Source organism: Isoptericola sp. Y581 (assembly GCF_059445475.1).
On the sequence record NZ_JCAIUK010000010.1, the window covers coordinates 63,253 to 89,240 of the forward strand.

Genomic DNA, 25,988 nt, shown 5'->3' on the forward strand with positions numbered 1-25,988 from the left:
CGCCTCCGTCGGGTGACCCGGCCAAGGGCGACGCAGCGTTCGTGGAGGTTCTCGCGGTGACCACGACGGCGTGATGGAAACTCGCGACCTCTTAGAGCGACCTCTGAGGTGGAACCTGCAGTTCGCTCAGGGCGAACAGTCCGCCTGCCCAGGAGGAATATCGGTGCCACCGCCAAGGTTGAGCCATGCAGACTCAACTTTCGCCCCCGTGGTTTGCGAGCCGCGGCGCCGCGATTTACGTTGAGTGCAGACGACTCAACCTCGGGCGCTCACCTGGCACCCGGACTCACGCATGGAGGCAGCACATGGCTCGAGCAGTCGGTATCGACCTCGGCACCACCAACTCGGTGGTCGCCGTCCTGGAGGGCGGAGAGCCCACCGTCATCGCGAACGCAGAGGGGTCGCGCACGACGCCGTCCGTCGTCGCGTTCTCCAAGACCGGCGAGGTTCTCGTCGGTGAGGTGGCCAAGCGCCAGGCGGTCACCAACGTCGACCGCACGATCAGCTCGGTCAAGCGCCACATGGGCACCGACTGGTCGGTGGAGATCGACGACAAGAAGTACACCGCGCAGGAGATCTCCGCGCGCGTGCTCGGCAAGCTGAAGCGGGATGCCGAGGAGTACCTGGGCGAGCCCGTCACCGACGCGGTCATCACCGTCCCGGCGTACTTCAACGACGCCGAGCGCCAGGCCACCAAGGACGCCGGGCAGATCGCCGGCCTCAACGTCACCCGCATCGTCAACGAGCCCACCGCGGCCGCGCTGGCGTACGGCCTGGAGAGGGGCAAGGAGGACGAGCTCATCCTGGTCTTCGACCTGGGCGGCGGCACGTTCGACGTCTCGCTCCTCGAGGTCGGCAAGGACGAGGACGACTTCTCCACCATCCAGGTCCGCGCAACCTCCGGCGACAACCGCCTCGGCGGCGACGACTGGGACCAGCGCATCGTGGAGCACCTCATCAAGCAGGTGAAGAACAGCTCGGGCGTCGACCTGTCCAAGGACAAGATCGCCCTGCAGCGCCTGCGCGAGGCGGCCGAGCAGGCCAAGAAGGAGCTCTCGTCCGCGACGAGCACCACCATCTCGATGCAGTACCTCTCGATGAGCGAGAACGGCCCCATCCACCTGGACGAGAAGCTCACGCGGGCCCAGTTCCAGCAGATGACGCAGGACCTCATCGACCGCACGAAGGCGCCGTTCCACGCCGTCATCCGCGACGCCGGCATCTCTGTCTCCGACATCGACCACATCGTGCTCGTGGGTGGTTCCACCCGCATGCCCGCCGTGTCCGAGGTCGTCAAGGAGCTCACCGGGGGCAAGGAGCCCAACAAGGGCGTCAACCCGGACGAGGTCGTCGCCGTCGGCGCCGCCCTGCAGGCCGGCGTCATCGGCGGTGAGCGCAAGGACATCCTGCTCATCGACGTCACCCCGCTGTCCCTCGGCATCGAGACCAAGGGTGGCGTGATGACCAAGCTCATCGAGCGCAACACGGCCATCCCGACCAAGCGCAGCGAGATCTTCTCCACGGCGGAGGACAACCAGCCGTCCGTGGCGATCCAGGTCTTCCAGGGCGAGCGCGAGTTCACCCGCGACAACAAGCCGCTGGGCACGTTCGAGCTCACGGGCATCGCCCCGGCGCCGCGCGGCGTGCCGCAGATCGAGGTCACCTTCGACATCGACGCGAACGGCATCGTGCACGTGTCCGCCAAGGACCGCGGCACGGGCACCGAGCAGTCGATGAAGATCACCGGCGGGTCGGCCCTCCCCAAGGAGGACATCGACCGCATGGTGAAGGACGCCGAGGAGCACGCGGCCGAGGACAAGCAGCGTCGCGAGGAGGCGGAGACCCGCAACCAGGCGGAGTCGTTCGCGTACTCGATGGAGAAGCAGATCGCGGACAACCGCGACAAGCTCCCCGCCGAGGTCGTGTCCGAGGTCGAGGCCGACGTCGCCGAGGTGAAGTCCGCGCTCGAGGGTGAGGACGCCGGCGCCGTGAAGGCCGCGTACGAGAAGCTCGGCGTGTCGTCGCAGAAGATCGGCCAGGCGCTCTACGCCACGGCGGAGCAGGAGCAGGCCGCGGGTAACACCGGGGCCGCTGCCGACGACGCCGCCTCCGCGGCCGGCGCGACCTCCGCGCCGGACGAGGACGTCGTCGACGCCGAGATCGTGGACGACGAGGACGAGCGCAAGTGACGGACGAGAGCCAGCGGTCGGTCCCCGAGCCCCCGGAGAACTCCGAGGGCTCGGGGGAGACCCCATTCCAGTTCACCGACAAGCGCAAGGTCGACCCGCAGTCGGGCGACGCCCGCGCTGCCGGCCGGGCCGGCCCCGCCCAGCCCTCCGAGGGCGACGACCCGCTCGCCACGCTCGACTTCGAGCCCGCGGGCGACGGGGCCGAGAGTGCCGCGGTCCTGGCGGCCAAGGCCCAGGCGGCCGAGCGCCTGGACGCGCTGCAGCGCGAGCGGGCGTCGTTCACGAACTACCGCAACCGCTCGCTGCGCGACCAGGAAGCGGCACGCACGCAGGGCACGCAGGACGTGCTCGCTGCGCTGCTGCCCGTGCTGGACGACATCGAGCGCGCCAGGCAGCACGCCGAGCTGAGCGGGCCCATGGCGGCCATCGCGGAGAAGCTGGACGCGTCGCTGGCGAAGTTCGGAGTCGAACGGTTCGGCACGGTCGGGGAGGAGTTCGACCCCACCGTGCACGAGGCGCTCATGCACAACGTCGACGCGGAGGCGACGACCGCCACGGTCAGCCTGGTGGTCGAGCCCGGCTACCGCATCGGCGACAAGGTGGTCCGCGCCGCCCGCGTCGGCGTCGTCGGGCCGGAGTAGCACACCCGTCGCCGGTTGAGCCTGTCGAAACCCGCTGGTTGAGCTTGTCGAAACCGGCTGGTTGAGCTTGTCGAAACCCGGGTTCGACAGGCTCAACCAGCGGGGCTCCGGCTCAACCAGCACTCGCACGACGAGGATGATGAGATCACGAGCATGACCCGGAAGGAGGCGTCGTGACAGGTCAGGACTGGATCGAGAAGGACTTCTACTCCGCCCTCGGCGTCCCCAAGGACGCGGACGACGCGGCGATCAAGAAGGCGTACCGCAAGCTGGCCCGCAAGTACCACCCGGACCAGAACCCGGGGGACGACGCGGCCGAGACCAAGTTCAAGGAGATCGGCGAGGCGTACGCGGTACTCTCCGACACCGAGCAGCGCCAGCAGTACGACGCCGTACGGGCGATGGCCGGCGGCGGCGCGCGGTTCGCGGCAAGCCCCGGCGGTGGCGGCGGCAACGGGTTCGAGGACGTCTTCGGCAACATGTTCGGCGGCGGCGGCGCCGGCGCCGGCGGCCCGAACGTCCGGTACTCGCAGTACCCCCAGGGCGGCGCCGACAGCGGGTTCGAGGACATCCTGAGCTCGATGCTCGGCGGCCAGGGCGGCGGCGGGTTCCGCACCAGCCGGCGCGCCGGCTTCACCACGCCGCAGAAGGGCGCGGACGTCGCAGCGGAGACCACGCTGCCGTTCCGCACGGCTGTGCAGGGCGCCACGGTGGAGTTCACGGTGGACGGCCGCAAGGTCAAGACCAAGATCCCGGCCGGCGTCAACGACGGGCGCAAGCTCCGCATCCGCGGCAAGGGGCGCCCGGGCCCGGGAGGCGGCGACCCCGGAGACCTCGTGGTCACGGTGCACGTGTCCCCGCACCCCGTGTTCACGCTGGACGGGTCCAACCTACGCATGACCGTGCCGGTCACGTTCGCCGAGGCGGCGCTCGGAACCACGATCGAGGTGCCCACGCTCGACGGGCAGACCGTGCGGCTCAAGGTGCCTGCGGGCACGCCGTCGGGCCGAGTGCTGCGCGTCAAGGGTCGTGGCGTCCCGACGCCGAAGACCCAGGGCGACCTGCTGGTGACCGTGCAGGTCACCGTGCCGCAGAAGCTCGGCAAGAAGGCGAAGGAGGCGCTCGAGGCGTTCGCCGCCGAGAGCGACCACGAGGACGTGCGGGCGGGCCTGGCGCAGCGCGCCGCGCAATAGCACTGGTCGAGGGAGGAGATCATCGTGGACGTCGACGCCCCGGTGCTGACCGTGTCGCAGGCGGCCGGGCTCGCGGGGATGCATCCGCAGACCCTGCGGCAGTACGACCGCCTCGGCCTGGTAACGCCCCGGCGCGCCACGGGCCGCGGTCGGCGCTACTCCCAGCGCGACGTGACGCGCCTGCTGGAGATCCAACGGCTCGCCCAGGTGGAGGGCATCAACCTCGCCGGTATCCGGCGCATCCTCGACCTCCAGGAGCACGTGACGCAGCTCGAGAGGCGCCTCGCGGCGCTCGCGACGCATCCGGGCGGCAGGGTCTTCGCCGCCGGGTCCACGGGCGGCGACGTCGTCGTCGTGCGCCGTGGCCAGCGCGTTCGCCGGGCCGAGCGGTCGGAGCTCGAGGCGGCCGACGGCGCGATGGTGCTGTGGCGCCCGGGGCCCCGTCGCGGCTGAGAGTATTTTCGCAACGCCATTCTTCGTTAATTGGAATTGCGTTCGGTAAGGCTCTCCTCAGTAAATTCGATATCGCATTCGCTGTGCAATTCCGCGCACGAGTCATACCCTGGCCGAAGGCGGCGAGAGCCGGTGTCGAGCGGCGAGGAGCATGCGATGAGCACGCTGATGGAGATGCCCGAGGTGACCGAGTGCACCGTCGAGCGCTGCGGATACAACCACGAGCACGGCTGTCACGCCGGGGCGGTGACCATCGCCGGGCACCACGGCGACGCGTCGTGCGCCACGTTCATCCCGCTCAGCACCAAGGGCGGCCTCGAGAAGGTCATCGCCCACGTGGGTGCGTGCCAGCGTGGGGACTGCGTCCACAACCAGGAGCTCGAGTGCGGGGCGGGGGCGATCCGCGTCGGCGCCGGGCCCGACGACGAGAGCCACGCCGACTGCCTCACCTACGCCCAGCACTGACGGTCGTCGGCTGATCGTCTAGGTTTCGACAGGCTCAACCAGCGATCTGCAGGCTCAACCAGCGATCGACAGGCTCAACCAGCGATCAGCGTGCCAGCTGTGCGAGCAGCTCGACCGCGGCGGCGTGCGACGTCGGCAGGGACTCCATCCACACCCGGGTGGGGCGTCGCAGCGTGTCCCCGAGTCCCATCAGCATGGCGTTGCGCTCCACGACGCTCTGGACGGCCTTCGCCAGGTCGGGGACCCCGGAGTCGCGGCGTACCAGCACGGCGAAGACGCCGTCGGTCAGCGCCGCCATCGGGTGCCCGTCCCCGAACACCTGCTCCAGGGCGCGGCCCACCGTCGCCGACCGGGCCGCGCGATCCCAGGGGGCGAGCCCGTCGACGGCCACGTCGACGACCACGAGGCCGAACATGCTCAGGACGTCGTCCGTGCCCGGCGCCCCGTACGTCTCCCGCAGCCGCTCACCCAGGTAGTCGCGCGTCGGCAGCCCGGTGGCGGGGTCGCGCACCCCGCCCAGCGCCGGCTCGGCGTCCCGGCCGCGCACCCAGCCCACTGCCACCGCGCGGACCGCCTCCGGGTCGGGCTCGCGACGCACCGAGCGGTACAGGCACTCGACGTCGTCCAGGGTCTCGCCCAAGCCCACGCCCGCGCCCCCGCGGGCGGCTCCGAGCCGGTGGGCGGCGGCGTGCGGCGACGTGCCGTCGTCGAACGTCTCGGCGAGGGCGTCGACCGCCGGGTGGTACCAGTCGTTCGGGCGCAGCCACACCTCGGCCAGGCTCGTCGCACGCCAACGGTCGCGGACGTCGGAGCTTTGCTCCGGCGCGTCCGTGGGCCCGCTCGCTGACCGGTTCATGATGTAGGGACTTCCATAGCGGCTCATCATGACGCAGTTGTGGGGCACTTTCTCAAGGAACTTCCCCCGCCCATTTTCATATGGTGCTCGAGGCACGGAATCCCGCGGCTTCTGGCCTGAACTTCACCCTCCCGGAGGATGCTCCGGGCGCGTAAAGTACGGAGGTCTGCGTGGCGCGGGTCGCGCAGGGTTCTCGGAGCGAGGAACGGCCATGACGGACGTCTACGTAGGGTCTGACGACTCGGCGCGGAGCGATGCCGAGCTGATCCTCGACGTGCGCGGCGGAGACCTCGAGGCGTACGGCGCGCTCTACGTGCGGCACGTCCCGGCAGCCCGCGCGGTGGCCCGGCAGTACGTGCGCTCGTCGGCCGACGCCGACGACGTCGTGTCCGAGGCGTTCCACCGCGTGCTGGACGTGCTGCAGCACGGCGGCGGGCCCGACGCAACGTTCCGGGCATACCTGCTGACCGTCGTCCGGCACCTGGCCGCCGACCTCGCCCGCGGGGTGCGCCGCACGCGCCCCACCGACGACGACGGCACGTTCGAGGCCGCGCTCGGTCTTGTGGACTCCACCGACGTCGCCACCTTCGAGGGCTTCGAGCACTCCGTGGTGAAGAACGCCTACGAGGGGCTCCCGGAGCGGTGGCAGGCCGTGCTCTGGTACACGGAGATCGAGGGCCGGGCCCCGGCGGAGGTCGCGCCGATCCTCGGGCTCACGCCCAACGGCGTGTCTGCCCTCGCGTACCGCGCCCGGGAGGGCCTGCGGGTCGGGTACCTCCAGGAGCACCTGACGTACGCGCCGACCGACGGCTGCCGCGCGGTCAACCCCCTGCTCGGCGGGTACGTGCGGGGCGGCCTCGCCCGGCGCGAGGTCACGAAGGTCGACGCGCACCTCGGCGACTGCGGCGAGTGCCGGTCCCTGGTGCTCGAGCTCGGCGACATCGCGCACGGGATGCGCGCCGTGGTGGCGCCGCTGATCGTCGGGCTCGCGGGCATGGCCGTGGTGGGTGCCCTGCCGATCGGCGGCTCGATCGTCGGGGCCCTCGGCGGCAGCGGCGTCGCCACCGGGAGCGCCGTGACCGTCGGCACGGTGACGGGCGGCTCGGCCGGCAGTGCGACGGGCGGTGCCACGGCCTCGATCTGCACGACGGCAACCACGACCACGACCACCGCGGCCTCGGCAGGGACGACCACGGCGACCGGCGCGGCGTCGCTGGCAGGCACGGCAACGGCGGGCGTGGCGACCGGGTCGGCGGCCACCGCCGGCACCGCGGCCGCGGCCGGGGCCGGGGCGTTCATGGGGACGACCGCCGGAGTGGCCGCGGCGGCGGGTGCGGTCGCCGTCGCGACCGTCGGTGTGGTCACCGTGCTCAACGCGCTCAGCACGGCGCAGGACCCAGCGGCCGCACCGCCGGCAGCCGTCACCATCCCGGGCCAGCCGTGGGCGGCGCCGTGGGAGCCGCCCGTCGAGGCGGAGGTCGAGCCCGGCGAGGACGCCGTGGACACCCCGACCGCCGACCCCTCGAGCCCGGCCAACCTGCTGGCCGTCAGCCCGTTCCCGCCGCTCGCCGACCTCACCGTCGCCTCCGCGACGGGGCCGCTCGAGCCGCGCATCGTGCAGTCCCTCGTGCTGACGGTGACCAACACCGGGGGCGCGACGGCCGACGGGGCCGTGGTCGAGGTCGCCATGCCCGACGGGGTCGATCTCGCGCTCCCCGACGCCCCCCTCGGCGCGGCCGCGGGAACCGCCTTCGCCGCGGACGCGCTCGCCTGTACCCCCGCCGACGGCGACGGGCGGCTGGCACGGTGCGCGCTCGGCACGATCGAGCCGGGGGCGTCGCGCACCGGGTCGGTCCCCGTGCGGGCCGGGTCGGGTGGCAGCTACCCGATCGGCGCGTCCGTGTGGGCCGACAACCTGGCGGCGGAGACCGTCGACCTGCCGCCCACGACCGTCCTGCCGTACGGCGCCGAGCTCACCGCGTCCACCGGGGACGCCGTCGTGCTCTCCAACCCGGGCGCCGCGTGGGTGCCGCTGGCGGTCCGCAACACCGGCGACCAGCCCGCGTCTGCCGGCTGGTCGGTGCTCGTGACTGTCCCGGACGGGCTGCGGCCGGTCACTTCCGACGGCGACCTGACGTGCTCGCCGGCGACCGGCGGCACCACCACCTCCCACGGCGGGACGTCCTCCACCGGGGAGGCGACCACGGCCACGGACGCCGTCCTGACCACCACGGGCAGCACGTCCGCGGCCGGTGCGGCGCACGGCACCTCCTGGTCGTGCGCCTCGGGCGCGGATGCCGCACCGCTCGGCCCGGGCGAGCAGCGCTCGGTCCGGGTGCGCGTCGTCGCCGACGGCACCTTCGCGCCGGGAACCACGACCGTCACCGCCGCGCCGCAGCTGCCCGGCTCCTCGCACGCGCTGCCCGGCCGCACCGCCGTCGACGTGGCGCAGCCGTGGGCGGGAGCCACCGGGGGCGTCCGGTCGGTCCAGGCGCGCTGCGCCGCGGTCGGCGGGGTGACCACGGCGTCCGCCGTCGTGGACGCCACGTACGTCAACCAGACCGACCAGAGCCTCGGGGTGCGGCTGGACGCCGCGGGCAGCTCCGGCACGGCCGGGCGGCAGGTGGCGCCGGGGGAGTCGGTCACCGTGCGGGTGCCGGACGGGCTCCGCGTGCCGGCGGGCGGCGCCAGCTGGACGCTGTCCACGACGCTCGGCGGCGAGACCTACCGCACCTCCGTCGCCGCCGGCCCGCACTCGTCGGCCGAGTGCTACGACCCGCGGTGGGACACGAGCACCGGGGCCGAGACCGTGAACGCGGACGGCCGCCTGCAGGTGCGGGGCACCCTCACCAACACCAGCGACGAGGCGATGCGGGTGGGTATGACCGCCGCCGGCGGCAGTGCCGACCAGAAGCGGGTGGCCCCGGGCGAGTCCGCGACCTTCGTCGTCCCGACCGACCGGACGACGCTGGGCGCCGCCGCCGCGGAGTTCGAGCTGTACCGGTGGGTGGCGGATGCGGACGGTGACCAGCCCCAGCAGGGCGTGGTGCCCGCGGTGGCGCCCACCGCCCGGTACGCGTCCGCCGTCCTCGCCCCGGCCGTGGGCGGGCCGGCGCAGCTCTCGGCGGGCGAGTGCGCGTACGACGCCGACACGGAGACGTCGCGGCGCACGGTCACGATCCCCCTCGACAACACCGCCTCGACGCACGCAGTACGGTTCGCCGTCGCCGGCGGGGTCGGCGGCGGGCGCGCGGCCACGGTCGAGGCCGGGAAGTCCGGGACGCTCGAGGTGCCCGTCGCATGGGGCACGCGCGGCGTCACGCTGACCGCGGACGGCCGCGAGCTCGCCATCGTCGACGTGCCGGCGTTCGACGGCTGCGCCACCGTCTCCTGGCCCGACGCGACCGTCGACGTGACCACCGCGGCCCGGTGCGTCGACGACCGCGCCCAGGTGGACGTGGAGGTGCGCAACCGCGGGAACGTGGCGTGGGAGGCGGGGCTCGCGGGCGGCGACGGGTCCGTCGTCCAGCCCGGCTCGAGCACCACGCTCGTGGCCCGGAAGGGCGGGCTCGAGACCGACGGCGGTTCCGTGACGGTGCGGCTCGCGCGGACGATCGAGGACCGCCGGCCCGCCGTCGAGCACACGGTCACCTACGACGCCGTGTCCTGCGTGGCTGTCGCCCCGCAGGCCCGCCTGGACCTGGGCGACGTACAGGTCGACAAGCATCGGTGGCGGTCCACGTCGATGCGCACCGCGATGGTGACGCTGGACAACAGCGGGTCGTCCGTCCCCGTCGACTTCCGGGTGACGGGCACGAACGGCGTCACGCAGGAGACGACCGTCGGGGCGCGGCAGACCGCGAGCGTGGACGGCGGCACCGTGGCCGGGCGCTCCGGCGCGACCTTCACCGTGAGCGCGGGCGACTGGTCCACCGCGCTCTCCGTCGAACCCTTCACCGGGACCACGGGCTGGTGCGCCTCACCCCTGCGCTGGTGGGACGACCACGAGGCGGGAGAGGTCGGGTCGTGGCGGGGGTCGAACTACCGGTACGTCGGCGCACAGGGGCGGGGCGGCGGCTCCGGCGGCAACGGGCACGGCGTCGCCCAGGGGCAGGGTGTGGCGACGGCCCAGGGCCACGGGCGCTGGTTCGGTCACGACGGTCGGCACCGGGGCTGGGAGCGGATCGGCGCCTGCGAGTAGCGGTCAACCGGCAGGTGCCCGGCCGCCGCGGGTCCGGCAGCCGTGCAGGTCAGACGATGCCGTACAGCCGGTCGCCGGCGTCGCCGAGGCCCGGGACGATGTACTTCTGGTCGTCGAGGCGCTCGTCGACCGCGGCCACGACGATCTGCACGTCCACGCGCGAGCCGATCGCGTTCTCGAGCACCTTCAGCCCCTCCGGGGTGGCCAGCAGGCAGACGGCGGTGACGTCGCGCGCGCCGCGCTCGAGCACGTAGTCGATGGCCGCGACCAGCGTGCCGCCCGTGGCGAGCATCGGGTCGAGCAGGAACACCTGCCGGTCGGTGAGGTCGTCGGGCAGCCGGTTGGCGTAGGTGACGGCCTCGTAGGTGGTCTCGTCGCGCTGCAGGCCGAGGAAGCCGACCTCCGCCGTCGGGATCATGCGCGTCATGCCCTCGAGCATCCCCAGCCCGGCGCGCAGGATGGGGATGACGATGGGGCTGGGATCGCTCAGGCGCACCCCCGTGGTCGTGGTGACCGGGGTGCGGATCTCCTTGGGCTCGGTCCGCACGTGCCGCGTCGCCTCGTAGGCGAGCAGGGTGACGAGCTCGTCGACGAGGAGGCGGAACGTCGCCGACGGGGTCTTCTCGTCGCGGAGGACGGTGAGCTTGTGGTCCACCAGCGGGTGGTCGGCGACGTGCAGGCGCATGGGCACACCGTACCCGGGAGTTGTCAGGGCGACGGCGACGAATACATGGTCCTGGCCCTGACAGCTCGGCGAGCCCGGGAGTTGTCAGGGCCAGGAGCAGGGAAACGTGCACGTCGACCTGACAACTCGGGTGGGGTTGGCGGCTAGCCTGGCGGGATGACGTCGGACGGCGGAGCGCCTGAGCCTGTTCGGTCCGGCCTCGCGCTGCCCTGGGCCGACGGCGAGTTTCCGCCGGCCACGGTCAGCGGGCGGCGGCAGGTGTGGGACGCGTTGATGGGGATGGCGCTGCACGAGGCGTCGCACGCGCTGGCCAGCGACGACGTGCCCGTCGGGGCGCTCGTCGTCGACGCCGACGGCCGGCTCGTCGGGACGGGTCGCAACCGCCGCGAGGAGACCGGCGACCCGACGGCGCACGCCGAGATCCTCGCGCTACGGCAGGCCGCGCTGACCCGCGGCGAGTGGCGGCTCGAGGGCTGCACGCTCGTCGTCACGCTGGAGCCGTGCGCGATGTGCGCGGGGGCGCTCGTCGCGGCGCGGGTACGGCGGCTCGTCCTCGGCGCCTGGGACCCTAAGGCGGGAGCGACCGGCTCGGTCTGGGACCTCGTGCGCGACCAGCGGGCGAACCACGCTGTCGAGGTGGTCGGGGGTGTGCGCGAGGACGAATGCGGCGAAATCCTGCGAGACTTCTTCGAGTCTCGCCGCTGAGGGTGATGACGCGGAACGCCGATGGAGGTCTGACAGGGATGGACACGCCCACCACGACGGAGTCACCGATCACCGGACGGGGCCCGACGGTGCCGACGCTCGCCGACTACGCCCGGCACAGCGCCTACTCCGACCCCGGGGCGCACGCCGACCTGCTGAGGGCCGTCGCCCCGGACGCCGCGAGCGCCGGCGCCGCGGCGTGCGCCACGATCGTGCACTACCGGTCGGGCAACCCGCTCACCGACGAGCAGTCCGCGGACGTCGACCGCCGCTGGCTGTCCTCGGTGCTGGATGCCGCCGCCGCCCGGCAGCCCGGGCCGCTCGACGCACCGCGGGAGCTGCCCCGGCAGGTCGCCGGCTGCTGCCGCGACCACACCCTGTTCGCCCTCGGGGTGCTGCGCGAGCACGGCGTCCCGGCACGGTCGCGGATCGGGTTCGCCGGGTACTTCGGGCCGCCGTTCTTCGGCGACCACGTCGTGGTCGAGCACTGGTCCGAAGGGGAGGACGACGGCGACGGCCGGTGGGTGCGCTGGGACCCGGAGCTGACCCCCGACGGGTCGTGGGAGTTCGACGTGCGCGACATGCCCACCGGGCCGGCGTCGCCGTTCCCCACGGCCGCCGAGGTGTGGCGGGCGATCCGGGCCGGCGACGTGGACCCGGCGTCCTACGGCGTCGACCCGAGCCTGCCGCACCTGGTCGGCAAGGACTTGGTGCGCGGCTACGTCATGCTCGAGCTGGCGCACCGGATGCGCGACGAGGTGCTGCTGTGGGACGTCTGGGGCGCCGTCCCCGACCTTCCCGGGGTCCCGGAGCTCCTGGCCTCCGCGCAGCCCGGGAGCGTCCCCCTGGTGCCGCTCGACCCGGAGACCTGGGACGCGCTGACGGACGTCCTCGCCGCCCTGCTGGTGGCGGCGGACGCCGGTGACGCGGACGCGGAGCGGAGCCTCGCCGCCCGGTACGAGGCGGGGCTCGGCCCCCGCGGGCGGCTGCTCACGGCGTCGCCGATGGGCCGCCTCGGGATCACCGACCTGCGCGAGCGCACGACGCGCTGGGCCACCGCGCCTGTCTGACCGGGGCCGTCCACGGGCGGCTACAGCGGCGCCACCCGGACCCCGAAGACCTGGCGCAGCGCGCGACGGGCGGCGTGCCAGCCGCCCATGCCGTGCACGCCCGGGCCGGGCGCGGTGGAGGCGGAGCACAGGTACACGCCGCCGGCGCCGACTCGGTACGGGTCCGCCGCGGCGGTGGGCCGCGCGAGGATCTGCCACATCGTGGCGGCGCCGGCGGAGATGTCCCCGCCCACGTAGTTCTGGTTGTGCTCCGCCATCGCGGCGGCGGGGACGGCGCGCGACGCGACGACGACGTCGCGGAACCCCGGCGCGAACCGCTCGATCTGCGCGGTCACGGTCTCGGTGACGTCGACGTCGGAGCCGGCCGGCACGTGCGTGTACGCCCACAGGGGTCGCAGCTCGCCCTGTCCGCCCGGGCCGGGGACGCGGCGCGACGCGTCCACGACGGTCGGGTCGCTGACCAGGCACACGGGGCGCTCGGCGTGCCGCCCGGCGGCCACCTCGCCCTCGGCCCGGGCCATCTCGGCGCGGGTGCCGCCCACGTGCACCGTGCCGGCCCGCGCGACCTCCGGGGCGCTCCACGGGACCGGGCCCGAGAGCACGAAGTCGACCTTTGCGGCCGCGTTGCCGTAGCGGAACCGCGAGAGGCGGCGGTGCACGGACGGCGGCAGCGACGCCCCGAGGACGTCGAGCAGCGTGCGGGGCGTCGTGTCGAACAGCACGGCGCGGGCTGCGGGCAGGTCCGCGGGAGTGCGCACCCGGTGTCCCGCGACGACCGTGCCGCCGTGGGCCTCGAGGTCCGCCCGTAGGGCGGCGACGATCGCCCCCGACCCGCCGCAGGGGACCGGCCACCCGCCGTCGAACCCGCCGTCGAACCCGCTGGCGGACCTGCTGTCGGGGGCGGCGTGTGCCAGGGCCCCGAGCAGCAGGGACGTGCCTGCCCCGGACAGCGACGGCAGCGCCGTGATGGCGTGGGCGGCGACGCCGGTGAGCAGCGCCCCGCCGTCGCCCGAGAACCTGCCGCCCCAGGCGTGGGTGCCCTGCTCGAGCACGCCGAGCGCGAACCGGGCGGCGCCCGCGGTGGCCCGCACGGGGTCCGCCGCGTCGAACACCCCCGGCGGCACGGAGCGGTGGTCGCCCATCCCGACGGCGACGACGGCCTCCCACTGCTCCGCCAGCGGGCCGAGCAGCGAGCGCCACGCGGCGCCGTCAGGACCCAGGCCCTCGGCCGTACGCTCGAGGTCGCGGTGGGCGACGGCGGCGCGCCCGCCGGGCAGCGGCTGCGCGTAGGACACCTCGGGGGTGAGCAGCTCGACGCCGTGCGCGCGCAGGTCGAACGCCCGGAAGAACGGCGATGCCCAGGCCATCGGGTGGACGGCGGAGCACAGGTCGTGCACGACGGCGCCCGGCAGGCCGGCGAGCAGGTCGCCGTCGTCGCCGGGGGCGAGCGTCCGCGCGCCGCCGCCGACGGTCGCGTTCGCCTCCAGCACCGTCACCGACAGCCCCGCCCGGGCCAGCGTCACGGCGGCCGCCAGGCCGTTGGGACCCGAGCCGACCACCACGGCGTCGTGCACGTCGTCCTCCCTCCGCCGGCACCGCCGGCCGCCTCCGGTGGGTATTCCCTACCGCGACGACGTGGGGATGCAGACTGTCCGGCCGATACGTCGCAGCCTAGTCTCGACACCATGACCAGCACGGACGCCCGCGGGCCCACCATGAGCCTCGTACCGGCCCTGACCTCCGGAGCGGGCCTGCTGCGGGCGCCCGTGGACCCGGCCACGGGCCGCGCCGTCGCGCAGCTCGCCGTCGGGACGGTGTGGTTGGCGAGCGTGGGCGTCGTGGTGTGGGTGCTGGTCACCGTGTCGACGGTCCTCGTCGCCGCCGTGGGGCTGGGCCTCGTCCTCCTCGGGCTCACCCTGTCCCTGGCGCGGCGGTTCGCCGCCCTCGAGCGCGAACGCCTCGCCGTCCAGACCGGGGTCGTCGTGCCTGCGCCGTCGCCGCCCACGGCCCCGTTCCCTCGGTCCTTGGCCGCCCTGCGGTGGACGCTGCGCGACGACCGCGCGTGGGCCGCAGCGGCGTACGCCCTGCTCGCCCTGCTCGTGTCCGTCGCCTTCCTGGTGACCGCCGTCGGCCTGGCCGCGGGGGCGATCGCGCTCGTCGTGCTCCTGGTCCGGGGCGCGGTCGGGAACATGTCCGGCCTGACCGGGAACCCGTGGCCCTTCGCGGTGCTCTTCGGGGCCTTCGTCGGCGCCGGGCTGTTGTGGGCCGCGTCCGCCGTCGCCCAGGCCGGCACCGCCCTCGTGGTGTGGATGGCGCAGAACTGCCTCGGCCCCTCGGCGGCCGACCTGGCCCGGGAGCAGGCCCGGGCCGCCGAGCAGGACGCCGCGACCGCGCGCGAGCGCGCCGTCGCCCTCACCGAGACGCGCTCTCAGGCCGTCGCCGCCGCTGCCGACGAGCGGCGGCGCATCGAGCGCGACCTGCACGACGGCGCCCAGCAACGTCTCGTCGCCCTGGGTGTCGAGCTCGGCGTCGCGCGCCGCCTCGCGGGGCAGGACCCCGAGGCGACCGCCGCAACGATCGAGTACGCGCACGGCGAGGTGAAGGCGACGCTCGCCGAGCTGCGCGACCTCGTGCGCGGTATCCACCCCGCCATCCTCGACGACCGTGGGCTCGACGCGGCCCTGTCTGCCCTGGCGGCCCGCAGCCCCGTCCCGGTGCAGGTCGAGACGGCTTCCGACCTCTCCCGGGCCGGTTCGGCCGCGCAGGCCGCGGCCTACTTCGTCGTCGCCGAGGCGCTGACCAACGCGGCCAAGCACGCGGACGCCCGGACCGCCCGGGTGCGTGCCGACGTCACGGAGGACGGGGCCCGCCTGCGGGTGGTCGTCGAGGACGACGGCCGCGGCGGGGCCGAACCGGCACTCGGCAGCGGCCTCGCCGGGCTGCGGGGGCGCGTCGCCGCGCTCGACGGCAGCTTCGAGCTCACCAGCCCGCCCGGTGCGGGCACCCGACTCACCGTGGAGGTGCCGTGCGCGTCGTGATCGCGGAGGACTCCGTGCTCCTCCTGGACGGGCTGTCCCGGCTGCTGGCCGCGGAGGGCCACACGGTGACGGGCCACCGCACCGCCGACGAGCTGGTCGCGGCCCTCTCGCGCCACGGGGCCGTGCTGCCCGACCTGCTCGTCACCGACGTGCGCATGCCGCCGTCGCACACCGACGAGGGGCTGCGCGCCGCCCTGCACCTGCGCAGCCTGCACCCCGACCTGCCGGTCCTCGTGCTCTCGCAGTACGTGGAGCAGCGGTACGCGTCCGAGCTGTTCGCCGCCGGCGCTCGCGGGCTAGGGTACGTGCTCAAGGACCACATCGCCGACGTCGACACGTTCCTCGACGCGGTCGACCGGGTGGCAGGCGGCGGTACCGTCGTGGACCCCGAGGTGGTCACGCAGGTCATCGCGCGCAGCCGCCGCTCGGGCCTCGACATCCTGACCCGGCGCGAGCGCGAGGTACTCGGGCTCATGGCCGAGGGCCGCTCCAACACCGCGATCGCGGAACGCCTCGTCGTGGGGATGCCCGCCGTCGAGAAGCACGTCACGAACATCCTCACCAAGCTGGGACTTCCGCCCGACGCCGACGACAACCGCCGCGTGCTCGCGGTGCTGCGATGGCTCGACGAGAACGGAGCACGACCATGACCACGACCACGACCAACCCCACGCCCGCGCCTGCACCCAACCCCGCGCCCGCGGTGCCCCCGCCGCACCGCAGCTCTGTCGGCCGCGCACTGCTCGTCATCGGCGCCGTGGTCGCGACCCTGGCTGGGCTCTGGGTCGCGTTGTTCCTCGTGGACGGCGCGGTGGCGGAGACGGCTGCGAAGCACGAGAGCTACGCCGCCCCCGCCACGGTAGAGCTGGTCGCCGACGGCGACGTGACGGTGCGGGCCTCGGACGGCAGCGGCGACGTCGAGGTCGACCGGATCGCGCACAGCGGCCTGACGAGCCCCACGTACCGCGCCGACGAGTCCACCGGCCGCCTCGTCCTCACGCACGAGTGCACGGGCTGGCTGAGGAGCGCCGGCCGGTGCAGCGGCGAGCTCGCGGTCACCCTTCCCGCGGACACCGCGGTGCTGGTCCGCACGTCGAACGGCGACGTGCTGGCCGCCGGGGTCGCGGGCGACGTCGAGCTGCGGTCCAGCAACGGCGACGTCGAGGCCACCGACATCGGGGGCGCCCTGGACGTCGGCACCAGCAACGGTGACCTCGTCATCGACCAGGCCGCCGGCGACGTCGACGCCCGGTCGTCGAACGGGTCGATCGACGTCACGGACGTCGGGGGCAGCGTGGACGCCGACACGAGCACCGGCCGCGTCGACGTCGCCGAGGTGAGCGGGGACGTGCGCGCCACGAGCAGCAACGGCGACGTCACGGTCGTCGGAGACGGCGAACCCGTGCGACTCCAGATCGAGACGTCGAACGGGGAGCAGACCACCGAGGGGCCCACCGACCCCGACGTCGACCGGAGCGTGGCGATCCACTCGTCCAACGGGGACGTGTCCTACCTGGCCCCGTGACCCGGCCCCGGCGGTCAGCGACCAATCCGGATGGCCCGGCCGACGTCCGGGCCGGGTGGCGTGCGCGCCGCGTCGATCCGTTCGACGACCTCGGGTGGGAACGGCGCCGACCGGCCGCCGACCACGTGCAGCCCGAGCACCTCCTCGGTCGCCCGCAGGCGGCCGCCGGTCCACAGCTCGTGCCAGAGGTGCAGTGCCTTGCCCGTGGCGCCGACAACGCTCGACCGCACCTCGAGGTCGGCGCCGGCCGGCACCTCGTCCAGGTACCGCAGGTGCGCCTCGACCGTGTAGAGCGACGCGTCGTGCCGCTCGCGGTAGTCGGGTCCGAGGCCGACGTGGTCCATCAGCGCATCGGTGGCGTGCCCGAGGACGAGCACGTAGTAGGCCTCGCTGAGGTGGCCGTTGTAGTCGATCCACTCGTCGCGGACCGGCTCGCGCCAGGGCGGGAGCACCGCGGGCGTTGTCACGCGCGTCCCGTGGCGCGCAGCAGGGCGACGACCTGGCGGTCGCGCTCGGCGATGAGGTCGTCCACCGTGCGGCCGTCGGCCTCGTCCTCGCACCCGTCGACGACGGCGTCCCGCAGCTCGGGCGTGAGCTCCGGGGCGTCGAGCCGCGTCCACGGCGAGAGCAGCGACGGCCCGAAGTGGTCGAGCATGTGCGCCATGCCGCCCTGCCCGCCGGCCAGGTGGAAGGTGAGCATCGGCCCCTGGAACGGCCACCGGAGCCCGGGGCCGTCCGTGATGGAGCGGTCGATCTGCTCGACGGTCGCCTCGCCGGCGTCCACCATGTGCAGGGCCTCGCGCCACAGTGCCTCCTGCAGGCGGTTGGCGATGAAGCCCGGCACCTCGCGGTCCATGGTGATCACCGACTTGCCGGCGGTCGTGAGGAACTCCGAGGCCCACGCGACGGCGGCGTCGTCGGTCTGCTCGCCGCCCACGACCTCGACGAGCGGGATGAGGTACGGCGGGTTGAACGGGTGCCCGACGACGGTGCGGCCCGGAGTGGCACAGTCCGTCTGCATGTCCGTCATCGGGTAGCCGGACGTCGACGACGAGATCACCACGTGGTCCGCGGTGGCCGCGTCGATGTCGGCGAGCAGCGTCCGCTTGAGCTCGAGGTTCTCCGGCGCGCTCTCCTGCACGAAGTCGGTGCCCTCGACGGCCTCGGCCAGCGTGGCGCAGACGGTGAGGTTCGTCCGGTCGGCGCCGTCCGCGAGGCCGAGCTCGGTGAGCGCGGGCCAGGCCGCGTCGACCAGGTGGCGCAGCCTGGTCCCGGCGTCGGGCGCCGGGTCCCAGGCGCGGACGTGGTAGCCGCGGGCGAGGAAGTAGGCGGCCCAGCCGCCGCCGATGACGCCGGCGCCGACGCAGGTGACGGTGCGGACGTCGTGGGGTGCGGTGCGGGCGGTCATCGGGCACCCTCCAGCTGCAGGATCTCGCGGGCGTCGTCGGGGGTGGCCACCGCGGCGCCCATCGCCTCGACGATGGTCCGGGCCCGCGTGACGAGCTGCGCGTTCGTGGCCTTGACCCCCTTGCTCAGGTACAGGTTGTCCTCGAGGCCCACGCGCACGTGGCCGCCCAGCAGCACCGACTGCGCCACCCAGGGCAGCTGCATGCGGCCCAGCGCGAACGAGGACCACACCGCGCCCTCGGGGAGCTGGTCGACCATCGTCGCCAGCAGCCGCGGGTCGGCGGGCGCGCCGTAGGGGACGTCCATGCACAGCTGGAACATCGCGGGGGAGTCGATGAGGCCCTCGGCGACCAGCTTCTTGGCGAACACGAGGTGGCCGGTGTCGAAGATCTCCATCTCGACGCGGGTGCCGAGCTCCTGGATGCGGCGGGCGCCGTCGCGCAGGATGTCGGGCGTGCTGATGTAGACCAGGCTGCCGTCGCCGAAGTTGAGGCTGCCGCAGTCGAGCGTGCAGATGTCCGGCCGCACCGTCTCGACGTGCTTGAGCCGCTCCACGCCGTTCACCAGGTCGGTGCCGGGCAGGATGGTGGTCGGGTCCTGGGGGTCGAGGTACAGGTCGCCGCCCATGCCGGCGGTCGTGTTGATGACGACGTCGACGTCGCTGGCGCGGATCAGCTCGACCGCCTCGCGGTAGAGCTCGGTCTCGCGCGAGGGGGCGCCGGTCCGCGGGTCGCGCACGTGGATGTGCACGATGGCGGCGCCCGCGCGGGCGGCGTCGATGCCCGCCTGGGCGATCTGCTCGGGGGTGACCGGCACGTGCTCGGAGCGGCCGACGGTGTCGCCGGCGCCGGTGAGCGCGCAGGTGATGATGACGTTGCGGTTCATGGTGTCCTCTCGGGGGTCCTCGGGGACGAGGTGTTCGGACGGTGGTGGGTGGTCGGAGGTCAGGGACGCGTGCCGGGCACCGCGGCGGCGATCGCCTGGAGCCCCAGGTAGCTGAGGTCGCGGTAGTGCCGGTCCTCCCAGGCGTCGGCGTACGGCCACAGGGAGGTCTTGACCACGACGACGCCGCGGTCGCGGTCGACGAGGGTGAACTGGCCGTGGCTGCCGTCGGCGACGAGCACCCGGCCGGCGGTGTCCAGCGGCCACCAGTGGCAGGAGTAGCCCGCGTGGGTGGTGTACGCGCTGGGCAGCCGCCCGGGAGCGAGGAACGGGTACGGGGGGACGCCGTCGGCGGCGACCCAGTCCTCCGCGAGGAGGCGGGTGCCGCCGGGGGTGCCGCCCACCCGTCCGTCGAGCGCGAGAAGGCCCACCCGGGCCCAGTCGCGCGCGGTGGCGGCGACGCCGCCGCCGGCCATGGCGGCACCGTCGCCGTCGATGCCGACGACGGCGTCCTCGGCGCACCCGAGGTCCGCCCAGAGGCGTGCCACGGCGTCGGCGAAGGCCTCGCCGGTGGCGCGCTCGCGGACCCAGTCGAGCACCTGCGAGTCCGCTGTGCAGTACCCCCACTGGGTGCCCGGCCGGTGCTTGGGTCGCGTCTCGGCGAGCAGGGTCCGGGTGCTGCCACCGGTGCGGAATGCGCCGACCAGCCGGGCGGCCGCGCCGTCGGGGTCGCGGTGATCCTCCACCCAGTCGAGCCCGGTCGTCATGGTGATGACGTCGGTGACGGTGCACTCGGCGTAGCCGGACCCGGCGAGCTCGGGCACGTGGCCCGTGACCCGGTCGGCGAGGCGCAGGCTTCCCTCGGTGACGGCGCGGCCCACCAGCGTGGCGAGCAGGGACTTCGTCATCGACGCGCCGAGGAACTTCGTCCGCGGCCCGAGCCCCTCGGCGTACCACTCGTGCACGACCTCGCCGCGGTCCAGCACGAGCAGGCTGGTCGCGTAGGTCTCGGCGCGCCACCGCCCCAGGTCGGCGAGGTGCCCGGCCCCCGCCACGTCGACCTCGAGGTGGCGGTGCGCCTCCGGCAGGGCGCTGGGCCGCGGCGCCGGGACGCGCACGTGGGGCATCACGGGGGAGCCTTCGCCGGACAGGTGCGGGTCGATGAACCGCAGCGCCGCGACGCCGTCGGTGCTGGTGCTCTGCGTCAAGGAACGTGCCTCTCAGTCGATGCGCGGCGTGTTGGCCAGCAGGGTCCGCGTGTAGTCCTGCTGCGGGTGCTCCATGACCTCGGCGACGGGCCCCGACTCCACGAGCCGGCCCTCGCTGAGGATGTCGACCCGGGTGGCGATGGAGCGGACCAGCGCGAGGTTGTGTGTGACGAAGAGCATGGCGATGCCGCGCTGCGTGCGAAGCCGTTCCAGCAGCTCGACGATCGAGCCCTGCACGGAGACGTCCAGCGCCGAGGTGATCTCGTCGCACACGAGCACATCGGGCTGAGCAGCCAGGGCGCGGGCGATGGCCACGCGCTGGCGCTCGCCCCCGGAGAGCCGGTCGGTGCGCAGACCGAGCACCGACGGGCCGAGCGCGACGGCCTCGAGCAGCTCGACCGCGCGGTCCGTGGCCTGCTTGCCCCGGGCGAGCCCGAACAGCTCCATCGGCCGCCGGACGATCTGCCCGACGGTCTGCCGCGGGTTCAGCGACAGGTACGGGTTCTGGAAGATGTACTGGACGCGCTTGCGGTCCTCGGTGCTGCGTCGTCGCGTGGACCTGGCCAGCTCGTGGCCGTCCAGCTCGATCCGGCCGGACCACTGGCGGTGCAGGCCGCCGACGCTGCGGGAGATCGTCGTCTTGCCGCTGCCGGACTCGCCGACCAGCGCGACGCACTCGCCGCGGGCGAGGTCGAACGAGACGTCGTGCACCACCTGCGTGCGTCCGTACGACACGTCGAGCCCCGTCACGGACAGCACGACGTCGCGCGCGGCGTCGTCCGTGACGGCGTCGGGCACCCGGCCGAGGTCGATGTCCCAGGCGCCGAGGACGTCGGCGCGCAGGCACCGTGCCCGGTGCCCCTCGCCGATGTCGACGGGCACGGGCACCGTGGTCGCACAGGCTTCCGTCGCGAACCGGCATCGGTCGTGGAACCGGCAGCCGCTCGGGCGTCGGCCCGGCTGCGGCGTACGGCCTGGGATCCCGCTGAGGGCGCGGGCCTGCCCGACGTGCGGGATCGCGTCCAGCAGCGCCCGCGTGTACGGGTGGGCCGGATGCGCGAAGACCTGCTCCCGTGGCCCGAGCTCCACGATCTGGCCGGCGTACACGACGGCGACCCGGTCGGCGATGTTGCCGATCACGGCCAGGTCGTGCGTGACGTACAGGGCGGCGACGTCGTGCGTCTCGCAGAGCCGCGACATCGTCTCGAGCACCAGGGTCTGGGTGGTGACGTCGAGCCCGGTCGTCGGCTCGTCCAGCACGAGCACCTGGGGCCGCGGGAGGAACGCCATCGCCAGGGCGACGCGCTGCACCTGCCCGCCGGAGAGCTGGTGCGGGTACCGGGCCAGGAAGGCGTCGTCGTCGGGCAGGCCGACCTCGGCCAGCCCGGCGCGGGCACGCTCCAGACGCCCTGCGCGGGTGTCGATGCCGCGCAGCTCGAGCAGCTCGACGATCTGCCGCCCGATGCGGATGCTCGGGTTGAGGGCCGAGGCCGGGTCCTGCGGCATGTACGCGATGTGCTCGCCGCGCAGCATCCGGACCTCGTCCGCGGGCATGCCGAGCACGTCGTGACCGTCCACGACGACCGTGCCGGCCTCGAGGACGGCACCCGTGCGGGCGTGGCCGAGCAGCGCGGTGCCGATGGTGGTCTTGCCGGAGCCGGACTCGCCCACCAGGCCCACGACCTCGCCGGGCCGCAGGGTCAGGTCGATCCCGTCGACGACGTCCACGCCGCTGCTCGCGAGCGCGACCCGCAGGCCGCGCACGGAGCAGATCGCGGACGGGGCATCGAGGTCGCCGGGTGTTGTCGTGATCGTCGTCATCGGTCGCCTCCCTTCGAGGTGAGCTGGGAGATTCCGTCGGCCATCAGGTTCGTGCCGATCGCGAAGATGCCGATCATGATCACCGGCGCCAGCACGCCCCAGGGCTGGACCAGGAGCGCCAGCCGGTTCTCGTTGATCATCTGTCCCCAGTCGGCGGCGCCGGGGTTCGTGGAGAAGCCCAGGAACGCGATGCCGGCGACCATGCCGATCGAGTAGGTCAGTCGGAGGCCGGCCTCGGCCAGCATGGGGCCGCTCATGTTGGGCAGCACCTCGCGCACCACGATGCGCAGCCGCCGCTCGCCGAGCGCCTCCGCGGAGGTGACGAAGTCGCGGCGGGTCAGGCCGAGCGCCACGCCGCGGGCCACCCTGGCGACGCGTGGCGCGTGCGAGATGCCGACCAGCAGGACGACCATCCACGCCGTCGGCTCCGCGACGGTGGACAGCACGAGCAGGGTGAGCAGGATCTGGGGGAAGGCGAGCACGGCGTCGTTGAGGCGCATCACGATCTCGTCGAACCACCCGCCGACGTACGCCGCGAGCACCCCGACCAGCACGCCCAGCACGAGGCCGACGACGGTGGCGAGGAGGGCGACCACGAGGACCGAGCGCCCGCCGTACAGGAGCCGGGAGAGCACGTCCTGGCCGATGTAGTCGGTCCCCAGGAGCCCCGCGTCGCTGTACGGGTCGCCGGTGATCTGGTTCTCGCCGAAGGGCGCGACCCACGGGCCGGCCACGGCGACCAGCACCACGAACGCGGTGATCACGACGCCGACCGTCAGCCGCGAGCTGCGCGCCCGGTGGGCGGCGGTCGCCGTCGTGTCACCCACCGTCGTGTCACCCACCGTCGTGTCATCCGGCGTCGTGCCGGTGCTCAGCTGGATGCTGCTCATGAGCTGATCGCCGTTCTCTCGCGGGGCGTGCACAGGATGGACAGGGCGTCGGCGACCAGGTTCACCACGACGTACACGGCGGCGATGATCATCGCGAGGGCCTGGACCATCGGGACGTCGCTGTTGCGGACGCTGTCGACGAGGCTGGCGCCCATGCCGGGGTAGGAGAAGAGGTACTCCACGAGCACGATCCCGCTGGCCAGCCAGGCGAGCTGGAGCGCCACCACCTGGATGCCCGGGACGACGGCGTTGCGCAGCGCGTGCCGCCGCAGCACCACCCGCTCCGGGACGCCCTTGAGGCGCGCGAGCTCGACGTAGTCGCTGTCGAGGACGTCGAGCAGCGTCGAGCGCATGATCCGGATGACATACGGGGCGACCACGAGGACCAGGGTCGCCACCGGCAGCACCATCGACGCCGGCTGGGTCCACGGCGCCTCGCCGCCGGCACTGATCGTGACCGCCGGCAGGGCGTGGAACACCACGGTGGAGAAGACCGCGACCAGCACGATGCCGACCACGAACTCCGGCAGCCCGGCGAGGGTCAGCACCACGAGCTGGATCCCGTGGTCGAGCCTGCGGCCGCGGTGGCGGGCGCTCAGCAGCGCAGTGCCGAAGGCGACCGGGATGATGACGATCGCGGCGATCAGCACCAGGATGCCGCTGTTCACGACGCGGTCGCCGATCAGCTCGCTCACCGGCAGGCCGTTCGCGACCGACGTGCCGGGGTCGCCCGTGAGGAGGCCGCCGAGCCAGTGCCAGTAGCGGTCCCACAGCGACTCGTCCAGGTGCAGCTGCTCGCGGATCTGGGCGGCGCGGCCGGGGCTGGTGGCGGCCTCCTTGCCGAGGATCGCCTTGACCGGGTCGCCCAGGGCGGCCGTGGCCAGGAAGACCAGGGCGGAGACCAGCCACAGCGTCAGGGCGGCCAGCCCGACCCGCCGCACGGTCCAGAGCGTCCAGGCCGTGACCGGGGACCCGGGTCGGCCGCGGCCCCGGGGGGTTCCGCCCGGGGATCCGGGGGTACCGGCGGACCGGGTGGCGCTCGCGGGTGTCTCGGTCGCGGTCATGTCAGGCTCCCTCGACGAAGGACACGCGGTGGAACTTGTATCCACCGCTCGGCAGGTAGCGGTCGGGCTCGAATCCCTGGACGAGGTTGGAGTACCCGTCGACCTGCTTCTTGAAGCCCCAGACGATGAGGCCGCCGCGCTCGTGCTCGATCTCCTGGCAGCGGTGCAGCAGCTCGCCGCGCTCCTGCTCGTCGACCGTGGCGGTCGCCTGCGCGAACAGCCCCTGGAACTCGGCGTCGTCGAAGTGGGTCTCGTTGTACGGCGCGCTCGGCAGGGCGCAGGTCGCGGCCTGCGGGATGTAGTTGCGGGTGACCCAGAAGTCCTGCGCGAACGGCCACTGGAGATACTGCTCGCCGTAGAAGGTGTTGGGGTCCGCCTTGTTCAGACGGACGTCGATGCCGGCCTGGCGGGCCTGGTCGACGAAGAGGTTCGCGGCCTCGACGCCGCCGGCGCCGACAGCGGTCGAGGTGACCAGCTCCACCTGGAGGTTCTCCTGGCCGGCCTGCTTGAGCAGCGACCTGGCCTTGTCGACGTCCTGGTGACGCTGCGGCAGGTCGTCGGCGTAGGCGGGGTCGAAGGGCGCGTAGAGGTCGTTGCCGATGAATCCGTAGCCGCCGAGCGCCTGGTCGATCATCTGCTGGCGGTCCACGACCAGCCGCAGGGCCTCGCGCACCCGGACGTCCGAGAACGGTTCGGCGTCCACCCGCAGGGTGAAGGGGATCCACGCGCCGGTGTCGGAGACGAGGGCGGACGCGCCCTGCTCGGCGACCGCGTCGACGAGGTAGTTGGGCAGGTTGTCGACGCTCTGCACCTGGCCGGCCAGCAGCGCGTTGACCTTGGCCGCGTCGTCGGCGAAGTCGAAGATGACCAGCTCGTCGACCCAGGCGGCGTCGCCCCAGTAGTCGTCGAACCGCTGGAACCGGCTGAGCTGGCCCGGCGTGAAGGTGTCCGCCCGGAAGGCCCCGGTGCCGACGGGGTTCGCCGGGTCGAAGTCCGTCGGGACGATCCCCGCCGTGTACTCCGCGATCAGCTGGTCGAACACCGAGTAGGGCTGCTTGAGGGCGAACCGGACCGTGTGCGGGTCGAGGGCCCTCGAGTTCTTGATGTCGAGGACCTCGCTCAGCGCGCCCGCGGCGCCCGTCTCCGGGTCGGTGATCCGCGCCATCGTGAACAGGACGTCGTCGGCGGTCATCGTCTTGCCGTGGTGGAACTGGACGTCGCGGCGCAGCTCCACCGTCCACGACGAGGCGTCGCGGTTCGGGGTCACGGCCGTGGCGAGCGCGGGGGCGAGCTGGTAGCCCGAGTCCCAGAAGAGCAGCGGCTCGTACAGGTTGTTCACCCGGGCGATGTCGGGGTTGGTCACGGGAAAGTGCGGGTCGAGCGAGTCCTTGAGGCCTCCGCCCGTGGCGCCGTGGCTGAGGATGCCGCCACGCGTCCGCGGTGCCGAGGCGCCGGGCGCCTGCGGGACGGTGCCGCACCCTGCGAGCGCCGTCGCGCTGACGGCTCCTGCTGCCGCGATCGCCGCCAGTCGGAGTACGTCGCGCCGCGACACCCCGCGACCACCCGGGCCGAGTCCGTTGTAGATTTGTTCTCTCCTTGTTCGCATTGCGAGCACATGGTTGAGCGATGCGAACATAGGGGGTCCCGTGGGTCGAGTCAACCTGGCCTGGGGCGACAGGAAAGCGGCGGCAAAGG

At 73.5% G+C, this 25,988-nt stretch carries 22 protein-coding genes; 11 read left to right on the top strand and 11 right to left on the bottom strand.

Annotated elements, in window-relative coordinates; genetic code table 11:
• Window positions 1–305: 305 nt before the first annotated feature.
• The 5 genes from dnaK (at window position 306) to AC1C2W_RS18140 (ending at window position 4,941) form a co-directional block, all read left to right on the top strand.
• Window positions 306–2,189 carry a molecular chaperone DnaK gene (dnaK, locus tag AC1C2W_RS18120; RefSeq protein WP_495413913.1) on the top strand — a complete coding sequence of 628 codons (1,884 nt, stop codon included), beginning with the start codon at window positions 306–308 and terminating at the stop codon, window positions 2,187–2,189.
• Entirely contained in the window at window positions 2,186–2,830 is a 645-nt protein-coding gene (grpE, locus tag AC1C2W_RS18125; protein WP_495413914.1) for a nucleotide exchange factor GrpE, read from the top strand. The genes dnaK and grpE overlap by 4 nt, the downstream gene beginning before the upstream one ends.
• Before the next feature lie 173 nt (window positions 2,831–3,003).
• Window positions 3,004–4,023 (top strand): DnaJ C-terminal domain-containing protein, encoded by a 1,020-nt coding sequence (locus tag AC1C2W_RS18130; protein WP_495413915.1) that lies wholly within the window; start codon window positions 3,004–3,006, stop codon window positions 4,021–4,023.
• A 21-nt stretch (window positions 4,024–4,044) separates the two neighbouring features.
• The gene (locus AC1C2W_RS18135) at window positions 4,045–4,476 is read left to right on the top strand and encodes a heat shock protein transcriptional repressor HspR (protein WP_495391101.1); all 432 of its coding nucleotides are present in this window, start codon (window positions 4,045–4,047) and stop codon (window positions 4,474–4,476) included.
• Between the two features lie 156 nt (window positions 4,477–4,632).
• Entirely contained in the window at window positions 4,633–4,941 is a 309-nt protein-coding gene (locus AC1C2W_RS18140; protein ID WP_495391034.1) for a DUF1540 domain-containing protein, read from the top strand.
• 85 nt (window positions 4,942–5,026) lie between these two features.
• Here AC1C2W_RS18140 and AC1C2W_RS18145 read toward each other — a convergent pair whose 3' ends face one another.
• Window positions 5,027–5,797 carry a hypothetical protein gene (locus AC1C2W_RS18145; RefSeq protein ID WP_495391033.1) on the bottom strand — a complete coding sequence of 257 codons (771 nt, stop codon included), beginning with the start codon at window positions 5,795–5,797 and terminating at the stop codon, window positions 5,027–5,029.
• Window positions 5,798–6,008: 211 nt separating this feature from the next.
• Between AC1C2W_RS18145 and AC1C2W_RS18150 the strand changes: the two genes are divergently transcribed.
• Window positions 6,009–9,998 (top strand): sigma-70 family RNA polymerase sigma factor, encoded by a 3,990-nt coding sequence (locus AC1C2W_RS18150; RefSeq protein ID WP_495413916.1) that lies wholly within the window; start codon window positions 6,009–6,011, stop codon window positions 9,996–9,998.
• Between the two features lie 49 nt (window positions 9,999–10,047).
• Here the strand turns inward: AC1C2W_RS18150 and upp are convergent, their stop codons facing one another.
• On the bottom strand, window positions 10,048–10,683 hold the full coding sequence (gene upp, locus AC1C2W_RS18155; protein WP_495391031.1) for a uracil phosphoribosyltransferase: 636 nt from the start codon (window positions 10,681–10,683) through the stop codon (window positions 10,048–10,050).
• Window positions 10,684–10,839: 156 nt separating this feature from the next.
• Here upp and AC1C2W_RS18160 point away from each other — a divergent pair, with 156 nt between their 5' ends.
• Window positions 10,840–11,388, top strand: coding sequence for a nucleoside deaminase (locus AC1C2W_RS18160; protein WP_495391030.1), 549 nt, complete (start codon window positions 10,840–10,842; stop codon window positions 11,386–11,388).
• Between the two features lie 38 nt (window positions 11,389–11,426).
• Complete coding sequence (locus tag AC1C2W_RS18165; protein WP_495391029.1) at window positions 11,427–12,458, top strand: transglutaminase domain-containing protein; 1,032 nt, start codon at window positions 11,427–11,429, stop codon at window positions 12,456–12,458.
• 20 nt (window positions 12,459–12,478) lie between these two features.
• Here AC1C2W_RS18165 and AC1C2W_RS18170 read toward each other — a convergent pair whose 3' ends face one another.
• Window positions 12,479–14,032 (bottom strand): phytoene desaturase family protein, encoded by a 1,554-nt coding sequence (locus AC1C2W_RS18170; RefSeq protein ID WP_495413917.1) that lies wholly within the window; start codon window positions 14,030–14,032, stop codon window positions 12,479–12,481.
• Between the two features lie 111 nt (window positions 14,033–14,143).
• Between AC1C2W_RS18170 and AC1C2W_RS18175 the strand changes: the two genes are divergently transcribed.
• The 3 genes from AC1C2W_RS18175 to AC1C2W_RS18185 are packed head-to-tail and all read left to right on the top strand — an operon-like array spanning window position 14,144 to window position 17,021.
• Window positions 14,144–15,496 carry a sensor histidine kinase gene (locus AC1C2W_RS18175; RefSeq protein ID WP_495413918.1) on the top strand — a complete coding sequence of 451 codons (1,353 nt, stop codon included), beginning with the start codon at window positions 14,144–14,146 and terminating at the stop codon, window positions 15,494–15,496.
• Window positions 15,484–16,146, top strand: a complete 663-nt coding sequence (locus AC1C2W_RS18180) for a response regulator (protein WP_495413919.1) — start codon at window positions 15,484–15,486, stop codon at window positions 16,144–16,146. The genes AC1C2W_RS18175 and AC1C2W_RS18180 overlap by 13 nt, the downstream gene beginning before the upstream one ends.
• Window positions 16,143–17,021, top strand: coding sequence for a DUF4097 family beta strand repeat-containing protein (locus AC1C2W_RS18185; protein WP_495413920.1), 879 nt, complete (start codon window positions 16,143–16,145; stop codon window positions 17,019–17,021). The genes AC1C2W_RS18180 and AC1C2W_RS18185 overlap by 4 nt, the downstream gene beginning before the upstream one ends.
• A 14-nt stretch (window positions 17,022–17,035) precedes the next feature.
• On the opposite strand, the gene AC1C2W_RS18190 is transcribed toward AC1C2W_RS18185, so the two are convergent.
• Genes AC1C2W_RS18190 through AC1C2W_RS18225 form a run of 8 tightly spaced genes read right to left on the bottom strand, consistent with a single transcriptional unit; the run spans window position 17,036 to window position 25,845 of the window.
• A complete protein-coding gene (locus AC1C2W_RS18190) occupies window positions 17,036–17,488 on the bottom strand; it encodes a thioesterase family protein (protein WP_495413921.1) in 453 nt (150 codons plus the stop codon).
• Complete coding sequence (locus AC1C2W_RS18195; RefSeq protein WP_495391023.1) at window positions 17,485–18,429, bottom strand: 3-hydroxyacyl-CoA dehydrogenase NAD-binding domain-containing protein; 945 nt, start codon at window positions 18,427–18,429, stop codon at window positions 17,485–17,487. The genes AC1C2W_RS18190 and AC1C2W_RS18195 overlap by 4 nt, the downstream gene beginning before the upstream one ends.
• Window positions 18,426–19,313 carry a beta-keto acid cleavage family enzyme gene (locus AC1C2W_RS18200; RefSeq protein WP_495413922.1) on the bottom strand — a complete coding sequence of 296 codons (888 nt, stop codon included), beginning with the start codon at window positions 19,311–19,313 and terminating at the stop codon, window positions 18,426–18,428. Before AC1C2W_RS18200 ends, AC1C2W_RS18195 begins: the two co-directional genes overlap by 4 nt.
• Window positions 19,314–19,372: 59 nt before the next feature.
• A complete protein-coding gene (locus tag AC1C2W_RS18205) occupies window positions 19,373–20,518 on the bottom strand; it encodes a serine hydrolase domain-containing protein (RefSeq protein WP_495391021.1) in 1,146 nt (381 codons plus the stop codon).
• A 12-nt stretch (window positions 20,519–20,530) separates the two neighbouring features.
• Complete coding sequence (locus tag AC1C2W_RS18210; RefSeq protein WP_495391020.1) at window positions 20,531–22,339, bottom strand: ABC transporter ATP-binding protein; 1,809 nt, start codon at window positions 22,337–22,339, stop codon at window positions 20,531–20,533.
• Window positions 22,336–23,229, bottom strand: coding sequence for an ABC transporter permease (locus AC1C2W_RS18215; RefSeq protein WP_495413923.1), 894 nt, complete (start codon window positions 23,227–23,229; stop codon window positions 22,336–22,338). Before AC1C2W_RS18215 ends, AC1C2W_RS18210 begins: the two co-directional genes overlap by 4 nt.
• Window positions 23,226–24,293, bottom strand: a complete 1,068-nt coding sequence (locus AC1C2W_RS18220; RefSeq protein WP_495391018.1) for an ABC transporter permease — start codon at window positions 24,291–24,293, stop codon at window positions 23,226–23,228. The genes AC1C2W_RS18215 and AC1C2W_RS18220 overlap by 4 nt, the downstream gene beginning before the upstream one ends.
• A 1-nt stretch (window position 24,294) precedes the next feature.
• Window positions 24,295–25,845 carry an ABC transporter substrate-binding protein gene (locus AC1C2W_RS18225; protein WP_495413924.1) on the bottom strand — a complete coding sequence of 517 codons (1,551 nt, stop codon included), beginning with the start codon at window positions 25,843–25,845 and terminating at the stop codon, window positions 24,295–24,297.
• Window positions 25,846–25,988: the final 143 nt, after the last annotated feature.

Bases quoted from the DNA above. Each gene is read 5' to 3' on its own strand.
- AC1C2W_RS18210 (WP_495391020.1), bottom strand. From the start codon at position 22,339: ATGACGACGATCACGACAACACCCGGCGACCTCGATGCCCCGTCCGCG.
- AC1C2W_RS18195 (WP_495391023.1), bottom strand. From the start codon at position 18,429: ATGACCGCCCGCACCGCACCCCACGACGTCCGCACCGTCACCTGCGTC.
- AC1C2W_RS18160 (WP_495391030.1), top strand. From the start codon at position 10,840: ATGACGTCGGACGGCGGAGCGCCTGAGCCTGTTCGGTCCGGCCTCGCG.
- AC1C2W_RS18200 (WP_495413922.1), bottom strand. From the start codon at position 19,313: ATGAACCGCAACGTCATCATCACCTGCGCGCTCACCGGCGCCGGCGAC.
- AC1C2W_RS18185 (WP_495413920.1), top strand. From the start codon at position 16,143: ATGACCACGACCACGACCAACCCCACGCCCGCGCCTGCACCCAACCCC.
- AC1C2W_RS18175 (WP_495413918.1), top strand. From the start codon at position 14,144: ATGACCAGCACGGACGCCCGCGGGCCCACCATGAGCCTCGTACCGGCC.
- AC1C2W_RS18140 (WP_495391034.1), top strand. From the start codon at position 4,633: ATGAGCACGCTGATGGAGATGCCCGAGGTGACCGAGTGCACCGTCGAG.
- dnaK (WP_495413913.1), top strand. From the start codon at position 306: ATGGCTCGAGCAGTCGGTATCGACCTCGGCACCACCAACTCGGTGGTC.
- upp (WP_495391031.1), bottom strand. From the start codon at position 10,683: ATGCGCCTGCACGTCGCCGACCACCCGCTGGTGGACCACAAGCTCACC.
- AC1C2W_RS18220 (WP_495391018.1), bottom strand. From the start codon at position 24,293: ATGACCGCGACCGAGACACCCGCGAGCGCCACCCGGTCCGCCGGTACC.
- AC1C2W_RS18150 (WP_495413916.1), top strand. From the start codon at position 6,009: ATGACGGACGTCTACGTAGGGTCTGACGACTCGGCGCGGAGCGATGCC.
- AC1C2W_RS18215 (WP_495413923.1), bottom strand. From the start codon at position 23,229: ATGAGCAGCATCCAGCTGAGCACCGGCACGACGCCGGATGACACGACG.
- AC1C2W_RS18145 (WP_495391033.1), bottom strand. From the start codon at position 5,797: ATGAACCGGTCAGCGAGCGGGCCCACGGACGCGCCGGAGCAAAGCTCC.
- AC1C2W_RS18165 (WP_495391029.1), top strand. From the start codon at position 11,427: ATGGACACGCCCACCACGACGGAGTCACCGATCACCGGACGGGGCCCG.